The organism is Chitinophaga pinensis (assembly GCF_007896845.1).
Taxonomy (GTDB): Bacteria; Bacteroidota; Bacteroidia; order Chitinophagales; family Chitinophagaceae; genus Chitinophaga; species Chitinophaga pinensis_C.
The window spans coordinates 61736-74884 of sequence record NZ_VOHS01000001.1 but is presented as its reverse complement, the minus strand read 5'-3'; the positions used below and the strand labels follow the sequence as shown (position 1 = coordinate 74884).

The 13149-nt window shown below is 43.2% G+C and carries 13 protein-coding genes and 1 tRNA gene; 7 read left to right on the top strand and 7 right to left on the bottom strand.

Going from position 1 to position 13149, the window contains the following annotated elements; all coding sequences use genetic code 11:
* Positions 1–33: 33 nt before the first annotated feature.
* Together nusA and rimP are read right to left on the bottom strand one after the other, a co-directional pair.
* Positions 34–1281 carry a transcription termination factor NusA gene (gene nusA / locus FEF09_RS00320; protein ID WP_012788326.1) on the bottom strand — a complete coding sequence of 416 codons (1248 nt, stop codon included), beginning with the start codon at positions 1279–1281 and terminating at the stop codon, positions 34–36.
* Between the two features lie 21 nt (positions 1282–1302).
* Complete coding sequence (gene rimP / locus FEF09_RS00315) at positions 1303–1767, bottom strand: ribosome maturation factor RimP (RefSeq protein WP_261387269.1); 465 nt, start codon at positions 1765–1767, stop codon at positions 1303–1305.
* 179 nt (positions 1768–1946) lie between these two features.
* On the opposite strand from rimP, the gene FEF09_RS34650 reads away from it, so the two are divergent.
* The 3 genes from FEF09_RS34650 to FEF09_RS00300 all read left to right on the top strand — a co-directional run bounded on the left by FEF09_RS34650 (position 1947) and on the right by FEF09_RS00300 (position 2961).
* Positions 1947–2264, top strand: coding sequence for a DUF2752 domain-containing protein (locus FEF09_RS34650; RefSeq protein WP_146302785.1), 318 nt, complete (start codon positions 1947–1949; stop codon positions 2262–2264).
* Entirely contained in the window at positions 2261–2611 is a 351-nt protein-coding gene (locus FEF09_RS00305; protein WP_146302783.1) for a TM2 domain-containing protein, read from the top strand. The genes FEF09_RS34650 and FEF09_RS00305 overlap by 4 nt, the downstream gene beginning before the upstream one ends.
* 89 nt (positions 2612–2700) lie before the next feature.
* Entirely contained in the window at positions 2701–2961 is a 261-nt protein-coding gene (locus FEF09_RS00300; RefSeq protein WP_012788322.1) for a DUF4834 family protein, read from the top strand.
* A gap of 9 nt (positions 2962–2970) precedes the next feature.
* Here the strand turns inward: FEF09_RS00300 and FEF09_RS00295 are convergent, their stop codons facing one another.
* Positions 2971–3585, bottom strand: coding sequence for an HAD family hydrolase (locus FEF09_RS00295; RefSeq protein WP_146302781.1), 615 nt, complete (start codon positions 3583–3585; stop codon positions 2971–2973).
* 188 nt (positions 3586–3773) lie between these two features.
* Between FEF09_RS00295 and FEF09_RS00290 the strand changes: the two genes are divergently transcribed.
* Both FEF09_RS00290 and FEF09_RS00285 read left to right on the top strand, forming a co-directional pair.
* Positions 3774–3847, top strand: a tRNA-Ile gene (locus FEF09_RS00290).
* Positions 3848–4128: 281 nt separating this feature from the next.
* Positions 4129–5205: a hypothetical protein gene (locus FEF09_RS00285; RefSeq protein WP_146302779.1), complete on the top strand. Its 1077-nt coding sequence runs from the start codon at positions 4129–4131 to the stop codon at positions 5203–5205.
* Positions 5206–5328: 123 nt separating this feature from the next.
* Here FEF09_RS00285 and FEF09_RS00280 read toward each other — a convergent pair whose 3' ends face one another.
* The 4 genes from FEF09_RS00280 to FEF09_RS00265 form a co-directional block, all read right to left on the bottom strand.
* A complete protein-coding gene (locus tag FEF09_RS00280; RefSeq protein ID WP_146302777.1) occupies positions 5329–6234 on the bottom strand; it encodes a class I SAM-dependent methyltransferase in 906 nt (301 codons plus the stop codon).
* 38 nt (positions 6235–6272) lie between these two features.
* On the bottom strand, positions 6273–9137 hold the full coding sequence (locus tag FEF09_RS00275; protein WP_146302775.1) for a T9SS type B sorting domain-containing protein: 2865 nt from the start codon (positions 9135–9137) through the stop codon (positions 6273–6275).
* A 231-nt stretch (positions 9138–9368) separates the two neighbouring features.
* Entirely contained in the window at positions 9369–9932 is a 564-nt protein-coding gene (locus FEF09_RS00270; protein ID WP_146302773.1) for a hypothetical protein, read from the bottom strand.
* A 582-nt stretch (positions 9933–10514) separates the two neighbouring features.
* Positions 10515–11390 carry an SDR family oxidoreductase gene (locus FEF09_RS00265; RefSeq protein ID WP_146302771.1) on the bottom strand — a complete coding sequence of 292 codons (876 nt, stop codon included), beginning with the start codon at positions 11388–11390 and terminating at the stop codon, positions 10515–10517.
* A gap of 147 nt (positions 11391–11537) precedes the next feature.
* On the opposite strand from FEF09_RS00265, the gene FEF09_RS00260 reads away from it, so the two are divergent.
* On the top strand, positions 11538–11912 hold the full coding sequence (locus FEF09_RS00260) for a winged helix-turn-helix transcriptional regulator (RefSeq protein WP_146302769.1): 375 nt from the start codon (positions 11538–11540) through the stop codon (positions 11910–11912).
* 40 nt (positions 11913–11952) lie between these two features.
* Positions 11953–13086 (top strand): helix-turn-helix domain-containing protein, encoded by a 1134-nt coding sequence (locus FEF09_RS00255; protein WP_146302767.1) that lies wholly within the window; start codon positions 11953–11955, stop codon positions 13084–13086.
* Positions 13087–13149: the final 63 nt, after the last annotated feature.

Genomic DNA, 13149 nt, shown 5'->3' with positions numbered 1-13149 from the left:
AGCCCACATCCCGGGGAAGTTAGTGGTGCGAACCTACTCTTTATCAAATTCTTCCTGTAGTATTCTTCTTATGTCTTTTACTGTTTCCTCTTCAAGGTCTGAGCGGCGTACCAGTTCCTCTACTGTCAGATCGAGTACACTGCGGGCAGTGTCACAACCAATACGTTTGAGTTCATCCAGTACCCATTCTTCAATCTCGTCAGAGAATTCTGCCAGGTCAATGTCATATTCGGCCTGTTCCTGTTCCTCGTCACGGAAGACATCAATCTCATAACCCGTCAATTCACAGGCCAGTTTTATATTGACGCCTTTTTTACCGATCGCCAGAGACACCTGATCTGCCTTGAGGAAAACAGAAGCATATTTGTTCTCATTATCTACCTCCATACGGCTGATTCTTGCCGGCGTGAGCGCACGCTGGATAAGCAGCTGAATATTAGCGGTATAGTTAATGATATCAATGTTCTCGTTACGCAATTCACGTACTATGCCGTGAATACGACTACCTTTCATACCCACGCAGGCACCTACAGGGTCGATGCGGTCGTCATAGGACTCCACAGCTACTTTAGCTCTTTCTCCTGGTTCGCGTACGATTTTCTTAATTACAATAAGGCCGTCAAAGATCTCCGGAACTTCAATTTCCAGCAATTTAGCGAGGAAGGTAGGATGGGTGCGGGAAAGTATGATGAGCGGAGCATTGTTCTTCATCTCCACTTTTTTAACTACTGCCCTTACATTTTCACCTTTCTTGAAATAATCGGTAGGAATTTGTTCAGATTTAGGTAAAATTAACTCATTCCTTTCATCATCAAGCAATAAAACTTCTTTTTTCCATACCTGATACACTTCACCGGTTACAATTTCACCAACACGATCAGCATATTTCTTGACAAGTATATTCTTTTTAAGGTCTCCGATACGTGCAGAAAGAGTCTGTTTTGCAGCCAGGATAGCCCTGCGGCCAAAATCCAGGATCTCTACTTCCTCGTACAGATCTTCACCTACCTGATAGTCTGGTTCAACTAAAATGGCTTCTGAATAAGCGATCTGGGCATTATCATCTTCTACCTCTCCATCTGTAACAATGGTACGGCGGCGTAAAATTTCCAGGTCACCCTTCTCAGTATTTACAATCACGTCAAAGTTCTCATCAGAGCCATACTTTTTACGGAGAAGAGTTTTGAACACATCTTCCAACACTTTCATCAACGTCGGGCGGTCAATGTTTTCCGCCTCTTTAAACTCCGTGAATGACTCAATCAGGTTAATACTAGCCATGTTTCGGTTATATTATATATTTTAAAACACGATGCACACCTTTGTGTGCTTGATTTCATTTAAATTTATCTCTGTTGTTTTTTTCTCTTTCTTCTTCCCCACCTGTTCTTCAATTGTCACAATCTCTTCCGTCACAGATAGCAGCGTACCTTCTTTCTCGGAATTATCCAATAAAGTAACAGTTACCTTGCGACCAATATTCTTTACGTATTGACGGAGAAGTTTCAGCGGTTCGTCCAGTCCGGGTGAAGATACTTCCAGGGAAAAATCGTTATCCGGAAACAAAGTGGCTTCTTCCAACCTGCTGTAAAGGTTTCGGTTGAAGGCTACCAGCTTATCAACCGGTACGCCATTGTCCCCATCTACAAAGAGTTTTATGTTATTCGTGGGTTTTATCCGCACATCTACTACGAAGTATTCCGGATAGGGTGACAGCATCTCTGCAGCCATGTCCCGGATCGTTGTTATCACTTGTTCGTTTGCCATAAAAAAACGAGAAGGGGACCGCTCAGTCCCCTTCGTTAGTATCATTTTCCTATGCAAATTTAGGATTTTATTTTGATCCAAGAACATTTTCTTTAACTTGTAGGGAATAAATTAATAAGAGAAAACTCCCTGTCCGCATAGATTTAAAAAACATTTAATAACTGTTGCCCCTCCCAGGCATGCAAATTAAAGCATACATACAACGCCTTAATTTCGAGTTACTCGTTTGGCCAACAGCGCTGATACTCCTTTATTTAATGGACCCCCACAATAATAATGGTCCCGGATTTTGTGTGTACAGACGGATAGGTATCCCGTGGTGCCCAGGTTGTGGTCTCGGTCACTCAATTAGTTTTCTGCTGCATGGAGAATGGAATGCGGCTTTGCGAAGTCACTTTCTTGGGCCCTTTGCATTGGCGATGCTGATATATCGGATCTTTCAACTGGGCAGATTACAATGGCAGTCTTTTGCGGAACTTAAAAACCACTATACATGAACGACTATGCATTTTCTTCCCTTCCCGGCATTGAGCAGGAAGAGCTCTTATGGCTACAGGAACTGACCAGAAACTATTCTTCTGAAAATCGCCAGCGCTTTTTGGCCATCTATCAGGGACGTCGCAAGGAACCTTCTCTTATATTGATCTGCTGCCTCATCGGACTGGTAGGTGCCGCCGGTATTCACCGTTTTATCCTGAACCAGATCGGATTCGGTATACTTTACTTCCTGACAGGTGGCCTGTGTGTGGTGGGTACTATTGTAGACGCAATCAATCACCGTAAATTGGCATGGGAGCACAACAAGAAAGCAGCATTGGAAAGTGCGGCACTCCTTGGCCTATAAACTTTTAGCTGTTTTCAGGGCTGTTAAAGAAAACTTAAACCCCCTCTTTTTTCCGCCCTGAAAACAGATTAACTGCTAAATTTGACCTTATGATACTGAAATATGCATTTTTAGCCTTTGTGTTCTGGTTACTGTATAAACTGGTATTCGATTTTATCGTACCTGTGTATCAGTCCACAAAACACGTACGCAGACAGATGGGAGATATTCAGGAGCATCTTCGCCGTCAGTACCAACAACAGGAACAGGCACAAAGACAAGCTGCTCAGGCGCAGCAGCAACAGCAACAGCGCGCTACTGCCCCTAAAGCTGACAAAGGAGATTACCTGGATTTTGAAGAGATCAAGTAATCCTGACCGTTATTTGAAAATATCTGCCATCGTCTTTGGTGGCAGTAAATGAATTGTTTGCAGGCCAACCACCTTCGCGCCTTCAATATTCGGAAGTGTGTCATCTATAAACAAGGTCTCAGCCGGATCAAGGCCATTCTCATCCAGCACAAGTTGAAACGATTCCTTAAAAGGTTTACGTAACCCCATCTGGTGCGAATAATATGCCTTGTCAAAAAACGCCGCCAGCGAAGGTATCCCTCTGCTCTCTTCCAATATTTTATTAAAAGCCTGCATGTGTATCTCGTTCGTATTACTCAACAGGTATAGCCCATAATGCTGCCTTAACTGCTGCAGGATTTGTAGTCTGCGTAAAGGGAAATCCAGCAACATAGCGTTCCAGGCGTCAATTATCTGCTGATGTGCAGTGCCGGGAGCTGTATGCTTTTGCATTTCGTCCAGAAAAACTGTCGGTTCAACTTTACCCGTTTCCAGGTCATCAAAGAGTGAGTTCAGCGAGAATTGATTATATAAACTGGTGAATTCCTTGACACCCAGCGCTTCAAATGCCTTGTAGGTCAGCTGGTAATCCAGATTGATAATTACCCCGCCCAGATCAAATATGATATGTTTAATGCCTTTCATCGTGTATACTGGTGAATGAGAAAATGCAAATTTATATGGTGACAGTAAGAAGTCCTATTATTATAGGTATCCTGCATAAATAAAAATGTCAATAGCTTGTTGGTTAATTGAATTGAATGAATTACTTTTGCGGTCCCTGAAAAGGGAACCCACGAGAAAGTTTCAAAATATTCGTTCTGAAAAGAACAGGTCCTATAGCTCAGTTGGTTAGAGCACCTGACTCATAATCAGGGGGTCCCAGGATCATGCCCTGGTGGGACCACGGAAAAAGAAAGGATTTCAGTCTAAGACTGGAATCCTTTTTCATTTATATCGACTTTACATAATATGGTATCGCACAGAAATATACCTACCTTGCCTCCTCTTTAAACCCTATATCGTAAAGTCAATGAACAAACTCCCCCTTATCGTAGCCCTTCTGACTGCGCATGCCGCATTGGGACAAGTTGGGTATCGCAGCGTACAAAACAATCAGCCAGTTAAAAAGCCTATGATAGTACCGTCAACGTCGAAAACATCAGGTGCCAGTTTGACCCTGCATCTATGATCGGTCAGGAATTCTATTTCGCACAAAGAAGCCCGTACTTTAAAGGTTATGCGAAACAGGACACCACTTTCAAAGACTTTTTTTCCGACAAACAGACTGCTCTTCAGGGGATTATGAATAATCCCGCAAAAGAAGCGTCCAGAAGCGGGCCGTCTATCAGTTACGGCGGCATTCCGATTGCTAAAATAAAATTGCCCGCGGCTACTGCTAAAAAGAATAATGAAGTCCTGAGCAATCTGTACAAACCTATCTACATTCAGCATAGCTCCTACTCCGGAGAAGCTGTTACGCCTTACAGCGCGCTTGAGAATAAGACATTTACTGTTACGGGATGGGAAATACTTAAAGAAGACGAGAATCTTTGCCAGACACAGGTTACTTTAAAAGATGCTGATGGTGAAACGGTACAATGGAAAATCTATGGTCGCCGCGAGTCCGGTATTGCCGTTTTCACCAAAGGTTATCTGGAAAAGCTGAAACAGACCTGGGTGAATAAACCTGTTTACTTTATCGAGGAAAGCTTCGCTCCCTCCAGCTTTTACAACCCGCTTGATAAGCAAACGCTTAACTATGCCCAAGGCAGTAAATGGCAATGTACAGAACTGACTTTCCTGTTTGATGAAAGTTTCTTTGGTAAACTACACCTCATTCTTCGTAATGATGCCCAACAAGAAATCGCAGTGCAGATAGATGATAGGGGCTCGCTCGATAAACAGCTCTCCCTGTTTTATATCTGGTCGGAAGAGAAATATCTGGCGGTTAAACAGAAAGAAAAAGCCGCACAGGAAGCTGCACTGGCTAAAGAAGAATCCGATAAGAAACAGCAGCAAAAAGATATTAAAGCTTACCGGGAGTCAATGATCAGGCAATTTGGAACCGCAAACGGGAATATCATCGCTGATGGCAAAGTGAAAATGGGTATGAACCAGAATATGTGTGAAGCCGCGTGGGGCTACCCCAGCGATAGGATAAAAACACAGGTAGGTGCGCATGTTATAGAAACCTGGTTCTATTATCCTGCTGGCTCCTGGTTGAAGTTTCAGGATGGAAAATTAGTTCAGATCAAAGAATAGATGTAGTCGATACGGATGGTTGTTTTTAATATCTCCCTAGTATCTGGCAAACCAACATAAAAAAAGGGAGGTTCTTGTGAACCTCCCTTTTTAAGATCTATTATATAAGTATATATCGTTTACTTACTGTACTTTCCTGATCCATAGACTACCTGGCCTGTCTTTGAAAAACAGTGGTGCTTTATCCGCATACTGTCCTTTCGTTTGCTGCTGCATATAATCCGAGAAGAACAGGATTTCAAACGCACTATTAAAAAGCAGGAAGTTGTGAACGGTGTAGATCTCGTTCCAGTTCAGCTTATGTGCGAACAGCCATTCTTTTGGATACTCAAAAGGATAAAAAATATCGTGGATATGGACAATAACTCCTTTATTGAGAATAGGTAATACTTCAGCCATCAGATAATTCACATCGCTACCTGTTTTGGAAACGTGTGAGTTATCGATCAGCAGTACATCGTTTTCCTGCAGTGTTGTGAAGATCTGTGGATCTACCTGCTGTACCAGCTGTTCTCTTACATCCGTATTCTTATAATCCTCCTGACGTAATAAACGGTTCAGGGAAATAGAAGGATTCGGCTCTATGAAAGTGAAGTGAATGCTATTATTCAGAAATTTGTCATTCGTATCCAGCATCAGCGATGAAGAGAAACCGGAACCGATCTCAATTACACGCTTTGGCTTATATTTCATCAGAATGTTAAACAATACCAAACCATCTGCATGTGCGTAGGTCTTATTGTCAAAATAATACCTGAAGCCATTCTGTGACGGTTGAGAAGAGAACGGAATCACTTTAGACGCTTCTACGAGATCGGTCATCAGCGCGTGCTGTTGCTGATCATTCATATCGATGCCTTTCAGTGGCTTTGGAGCCCATATCTGCTCTTCACGGCTTTTCAGATCATGTAAGTCTACAACGGGAGAATAGAAATGTCCGGGTCTGTGAGCGGCATTTTTCCTATATAAGTGAGCATAACGTAAGTACGGTATTTTCGACAAAATCCTTCCGAATATATTCTCTTTCATGATTATAAAAATTAGCGCAATATTACACAATATAGAGATTATCTGATAAGTATTACGTTCCCTTTTTTAAATAAGTCGCCTCCACAAGGACTCACCGCCTTTACAAACCAGTAATAAGCACCCGCCTCTTGCATAGCTCCTTTGTAAGTCCCGTTCCACCCTTTCGCAGCATTATTGCTGGTAAAGATCAGTTCTCCCCAACGGTTGAATATTAAGAATTCTTTTACCTCTACAGACGGTGGTGCAATCACCCGGAAAATGTCATTACGACCATCCCCATTTGGTGTAAACGCACTTGGCAACTGAATGGTAGAGATACCTATCTTCTCAAAATTTACAGTAATAGAGTCCAATGTCTCACAACCCAGATCACTAAATCCTCTCACCATGTAAGTCGTTGTACGATCTGGTTTAGCAACCGGATTAGGAATGTTCAGTGCGCTTAATGAAGCGTCCGGTATCCACTCGTAACGGCTGGCACCTGTTACCAATAATTGTGTAACTGCTACAGAACAAGTGATATCATTGGATTTCGACAGGACCAGGTCCGGAGCCTGATTAACGGTAATATTTACAGACAGATCTCTTGTACGGTTACAAACTGTATCCGTAATCGTCACATTGTAGAGGATAGAAGCATCCGGAGTACCAACAGGATTGCTGATCTGCGCGTTATTCAGATATGTTGAAGGGCTCCATCTATATAGATGTCCACCACTCGCTGAGAACCTGATCGGATCTGTTGCTGTACAATATGCTGTATCCAGTGGTGTAACCGAGAAGTCTGGTAAACGATAGCTAACCTGCACAGTATCTGACACCTCTTCATTACAGCTATTCCATGCGTTTACATAGTAAGTACCGGCTGTGCTGAGTGTATGTGTCTGACTGGTGCTGTTGTCCTGCCACTGGTAGCGTGTAAATCCGGCGCCTGCATCCAATACGAGCACACCCGCGTTACACAACACGGTATCGTTACCCAGATTCAGGGCTGGCGAAGGTGTTACTGCTACTCTCACAGTCAGATCCTGTGTACGGTTGCAGACAGTATCTGTGATAGTCACTGTGTAATTGATAGAAGAAGTTGGCATACCAACCGGATTGCTTATCTGAGCATTATTCAGATAAGTAGCAGGTGTCCACTGGTATAAGTGTCCGCCGGTTGCCGTGAATTGTATCGGAGCCAGCGGAGTACAATAAGTTGTATCCATTGGAGTAACCGCAAAATCAGTTGGTAAGCGATAACTAACTACGATTGTATCGGTCGATTCCTCATTACAATTATTCCAGGCCCTTACATAATAAGTACCTGGGGTGTTTACAGAAAGTGTTTGCGCAGTGCTGTTGTCCTGCCACTGATAACGGGCGAATCCGGCACCGGCATCTAGTACCAGCGTGCTGGCATTACATAACAGGGTGTCATTACCCAGATTAAGTGCCGGTGACGGTGTTACCGCTACTCGTACTGTCAGGTCTTGTGTACGGTTACAAACAGTATCTGTAATAGTTACTGTGTAGTTGATAGAAGAAGTTGGCATACCAACCGGATTGCTGATCTGTGGATCATTCAGGTAGGTAGCAGGTGTCCATTGGTATAAGTGTCCGCCGGTAGCTGTAAATTGTATCGGAGCCAATGGCGTACAATAAGTGGTATCCATTGGTGTAACCGTGAAATCAGCCGGTAAGCGATAACTAACTACGATTGTATCGGTAAATTCCTCGTTACAGTTATTCCAGGCGCTTACATAATAAGTACCAGAAGTGCTTACGGAAAGTGTTTGTGCAGTACTGTTATTCTGCCACTGGTAGCGGGTGAATCCTGCACCTGCATCTAATACCAATGTTCCAGCATTACATAACAAGGTATCATTACCCAGGTTAATGCTTCGTGGTGACGGTGTTACCGTAACATTTACCGGCAGATCTCTGCTAATGTGACAGACAGTATCCGTAATAGTGACCAAATACTGAATAGACGCCGTAGGCGTACCGACAGGATTGGCAATCTGAGGATCATTCAGATAGGTAGCAGGTGTCCACTGGTAAGTATGGCCTCCGCTTGCTAAAAACTGTATAGGTCCAAGTGCAACACAATAGGCCGTATCCTGAGGTGTCACTGTAAAGTCAGACGGTTGGCGGTAGTTAACCACAATCGTGTCAGAAAACTGCTCGTTACAAAGGTTCCAGGCAGTTACATAGTAAGTACCGGATGCGTTCACTGTAAGTGTTTGTCCTGTACTGTTATTCTGCCACACGTAACGGGCGAATACTGCACCCGCATCCAATGAAAGTGCATTGGCACTACAGATCAGTGTATCATTACCCAGGTTAATACTGCGTGGAGAAGGTGCTACTGTAACGGTAATGGTATCTCTCAATACAGAACAGGCAATGTTGTTTTCTGCTATGATCATATATGTGCCGGCAGCAGAGAACAAAAGTCTTACCGTAGAGTCATTTACCATACGGGAGCTTGTACCTGCTGGTAATGTCCATTGCAGATTGGTCGCACACATACCCGTTTTAGACGCAACGTAAGTAGCTGAATCCGCAAGGTTACAAATGGCCTGAGGACCTGTCAGCTCTATCGCACCACACGTTGGTGCTTTACACAAAGAATCTATCTGGAATGTGATGTCGCGGACAGTAGGCGTAAATGCAATGTTATTGAATGTATAAACGTCTTCGCGTGTCCAGGTAAAGGGCGTCTCCACAAACGTTGTTGGTGAAGTAATACCTTGTATAGGATCATTTGTACAATTTTCGAAGTTACCATCTGCGTCCACTTTGATTACAACTGCCTCGCCATTTTCGCTTCCCGTTACCCATATAGCACCATCACTGTCTTCCATTACTGAATAGCAGACAAAAGTTGAAGAGGCTGTGAACCTACGTGTATACACCAGGTTTGATTGCTGATCGAACTTGTAAAGATACCCGGCGTTTGAAGTCCACGGACTTGTTGAATAAACATATCCTCCGTCTGCGGTCTGATAGAAACCGGTAAAAAATCCACTATTGTTGCCAGCTGCCTGGTTATTTTAAAGGTTTTTTTAGGGCTAACGATGCAGTATCAAGTATGATAAAACCATCCTGCTTTGTCGTATAATCAGCACCATTTAAAATATGCACGTTTACACGGTATTCTCCGGAGGAGTAATCGATGTTACTACTAAATGCACCCGATTATCCATCGTATATGAACGAGTGCTGTAGAGGCTACCATCTACAACAGACATTTTTGAAATAATACAGGTATAATCGTTAGGGGCTCTGGAATCCCCCGTAAAAATAAGGGTATCGCGCTTTTGTATTACAGAATAGGCCCCTTCAGCAGTTTGATAATCCAATCGTTTGGTCCACTGGATATTTCCCAGGGGATCTAATTTGGCAATTTGCCAATCTGAAAAACCAAAAGTGCCATATCCGACACCACTTAAGACAACGCCGTTATCTTCAGTACTATAAATATCCAATGCAAGACTGGTTTCACTGGCATCTGAAAATTTGCGGGACCATCTTGGGGTACCATCTGGCGCAATTCTCATTGCTATGGCTTCGCCGCCACTCTTGCCATATGAACTTGTCTGAGCAGCGATTAAAATATCTCCGTCTCTGCTTAGTCTTAACCTTCTGAACTGCTCATTATTGGAGCCGCCATAGGTTTTACTCCATACGATCTGACCACTTTTTGTCATTCTCGTAAGAAATATGTCATTACCCCGGCACCATAACTGCTGGTTTGTCCACCGATAATAATGTCACCGCCAGGTAATTGTCTGAGATCTGATGCAGACTCATTGCCAGAGCCTTTTAATAAAAGTCGAAATGTGTTGGAACATTGTGGGTAAACATTGTGCGCCACTAGAATTGCCAGAATAAGCAGAAAAAACCTCATCGGTATATAAAACTTAAGGATAATGTAAAACGAGTAACTCGTTATGCAGGCAAACAAAGGGAATAATAGCTGATTAATATTGTAACCTCGATGGTTCTATTTACGACGCCCGCAGTAATTGAGTTGACCCAAGGAATAAAAGTACAAAAAAAGGGAAGAATAGCTAAAATGGATATAACATCAATGTGTGAATAATTTAATCTCGTATATGCCTGGGGTTATTTCTTAGCTGCCTGCTTGTCCGGTTTAAATGACACTGTAGATATTAAGTGCTTGATAATTAAATGGTTTTTCGAAGCTTGTTATATATTGATATTGCAGGATAAAACAAAACTCCAACTAATTGGAGTTTTGTTTTATCCTGCAATATTTTAGATGGGTGCTATTTACCGTAAAGAGCTTTCAGATAATCCTCAACACTGCCACTTTTACGGCCAAGCAACCTTTCCAGATCGCCACTCACTTCTGCAAACTCTCCGTCTTTAACAGCAGTACTGAACCCTGCAAACAGACCAATGTACATTTCTGGTACGCCCACCTTAGTCAGTTCTTCCTTAAAGGCCTCCACAGCTGGCGATACATAATTTACCTGTTTACCGGTGGCAGCTGTGATAATAGCCGCAATATCTGTATAGGATAGCGCTTTTGAACCTGTGATCTCATAACTACGGTTTTCGTGCCCCTCTCCTGTTAATACCGCTACGCCGGCTTCCGCCATATCTTCCCGAAGTGCATATGCTGTTTTACCGTCTCCGGCAGGTTGGAAAATGATGCCTGTTTCCAGTACCCTGTCACCCACAAACATTGGAATGACCTCCGCATATAAGCCATGCTCCATAATGGTGTAGGTCAGACCGGAAGCCTTCAACAGGTTCTCAACCAGTAAATGTGTAGATGCCACGAATGCTAACGGAGAAGTGGCGGATTCGTTTTTACGCTGAACGCTGGTATAAACGACATGACCTACCTTGGCTTCTATCGCAGCTTTTACTACATTTTCATGCTGCGGACCACGGTTTGCCATATCATTGCCTGATACGAAATACAGTTTATCTGTATGCTGGAAGGCAGCTACCAACGATGTTTTGTCATCATAAGTGCCGATAGCTATTTCCACGCCGAGGGGCTTGAATGCCTCTGCTTTGGCCGCATCGCGTACGAGTACTTTTACGTCAGATGCCGGTACTTTTACCAGCAGTTTATCTAATACGGCACGACCAAGATGTCCTGTTACGCCTGTCACTAGTATTTTACCCATTTTCTTAGATTTAATAGTATTGGTTACCTAATTACCTTAACTTACTTTTGGTAAGTCAAAGGTAATGGCGTAGCAAGTTGCTGACAAGAAGGCACTTGGCTATCAGCTTGTTACGTAGAAGTAAGTAATTTTGATTATCAATTTGTTATGACAAAAGAAGATTGGAAAAAATATTCGGATGTTGATGGCGAGTGTGCTGTCAGGAACGTGCTGGATCGTCTGGGTGACAAATGGTCAATGTTGGTCATTATTGTGTTGGGGGTAGAAGGCACCTTGCGTTTCAACAAACTGCATCAGGTAATTGGGGATATCTCTCAGAAAATGCTGACAGTTACCCTGAAATCACTCGAAGCAGATGGCCTCGTGAGCAGAACGGTTTATCCGGAGATACCGCCTCGTGTAGAGTATGCACTCACTGAGAGAGGCGCCAGCCTTTTACCTCATATGGAAGGTCTGGCAGAATGGGCGGCTACACACATGGAAGGGATCTACGCATCAAGGGAAAAATATATCGGATCGTAACAGCCGATTTAATACCTTCAGGAGGTCTTAAACAAACCCGATGAGCTTCTCCGGAATATTCAGTACTCTGATGTTGCTTGGTGCCCTGCAAGGCTTCATTATGAGCGGATTGTTGTTCTTCGCAAGAAAGCGTCCGGCGAGAGATCGTCTGCTGGCTATATTAATCCTGCTCATTGCATTGGCCTGTCTGAACCTGCATATTTTCGAGTCCAGCTGGGTAAATGGGTTTCCCTTACTGAGGTTCCTGCTGAATTTTGTACCGCTTGTTGTGGTCATGCCTGTAGGACCGCTTCTTTACTTTTATGTAAAATCAACGCTGGATCAGACGTTTAGGGTTAATAAGACACAAAGGCCTCATTTTTATTCTACTATTATCGATATCATCCCCCAGTTAGTGGCTTTGATCTATGTCGGGGGAGTATTGGCAGGTTTGTTAAGGAGTCATCCGGAACCATGGGGCATTTTTATCGATACCTATAACATCTACGCCGACATTCCCCGCTGGCTTTCCATGACCATTTATGTCTATCTCTCCTACCGGTATATTTCTGTTACACAGATTAATAACGAAAAACACCTTCGCTGGATAAAACAGTTCCTGCAGATCTTTCTGGTTTTTCAAATGATCTGGTTTATTTATCTGGTACCTTATGTGATTCCCCGGTTTACGGATAAGCTGTTAAACATGGTGGATTGGTATCCTGTATATATACCGCTGGTAATCCTTATCTATTATCTGGGAATCAAAGGATATATGATGACGGCTGAAGAAGAAACGGTTGCCCCCAAAGCAGTGCCCTCTCCTGCCCCTATTCCTGATACCATTATTACTGAAGCGGTTCCATTATTATTGAAAGCTATGGAACAGGATCAGCTATACCTGAATCCGGAATTGAACCTTTCATTGGTAGCACAGCATATCGGATTAGCTCCGAAGACCATCTCTGCCGTTTTAAACCAGCACCTCCAAAAGAGTTTTAATGAATTTATAAATGAATACCGGGTAGCCGCCTTTAAACAGAAAATTGCGGCATCTCAGCAGGAACAATATACCATCATGAGCCTCGCCCTTGAATCAGGCTTTAATTCCCTCCCCACTTTTCAACGTGCTTTCCGAAATAATACCGGCATGTCACCCAGAGAATACATGAATAATCAGAACAAAATCGCCTAAACCCTGTAAATGAGCCCTTTAAAAACTGTTCAAATCCGGATTTGAGTGGATGGTACCGGGTTC

Coding starts and splice junctions, on each gene's coding strand:
- FEF09_RS00255 (WP_146302767.1), top strand. CDS start 11,953: ATGAGCTTCTCCGGAATATTCAGTACTCTGATGTTGCTTGGTGCCCTG.
- FEF09_RS00280 (WP_146302777.1), bottom strand. CDS start 6,234: ATGAAAGAGAATATATTCGGAAGGATTTTGTCGAAAATACCGTACTTA.
- FEF09_RS00260 (WP_146302769.1), top strand. CDS start 11,538: ATGACAAAAGAAGATTGGAAAAAATATTCGGATGTTGATGGCGAGTGT.
- FEF09_RS00270 (WP_146302773.1), bottom strand. CDS start 9,932: ATGACAAAAAGTGGTCAGATCGTATGGAGTAAAACCTATGGCGGCTCC.
- FEF09_RS00300 (WP_012788322.1), top strand. CDS start 2,701: ATGATACTGAAATATGCATTTTTAGCCTTTGTGTTCTGGTTACTGTAT.
- FEF09_RS00295 (WP_146302781.1), bottom strand. CDS start 3,585: ATGAAAGGCATTAAACATATCATATTTGATCTGGGCGGGGTAATTATC.
- FEF09_RS00265 (WP_146302771.1), bottom strand. CDS start 11,390: ATGGGTAAAATACTAGTGACAGGCGTAACAGGACATCTTGGTCGTGCC.
- FEF09_RS00305 (WP_146302783.1), top strand. CDS start 2,261: ATGAACGACTATGCATTTTCTTCCCTTCCCGGCATTGAGCAGGAAGAG.
- FEF09_RS34650 (WP_146302785.1), top strand. CDS start 1,947: ATGCAAATTAAAGCATACATACAACGCCTTAATTTCGAGTTACTCGTT.
- rimP (WP_261387269.1), bottom strand. CDS start 1,767: ATGGCAAACGAACAAGTGATAACAACGATCCGGGACATGGCTGCAGAG.
- FEF09_RS00285 (WP_146302779.1), top strand. CDS start 4,129: ATGATCGGTCAGGAATTCTATTTCGCACAAAGAAGCCCGTACTTTAAA.
- nusA (WP_012788326.1), bottom strand. CDS start 1,281: ATGGCTAGTATTAACCTGATTGAGTCATTCACGGAGTTTAAAGAGGCG.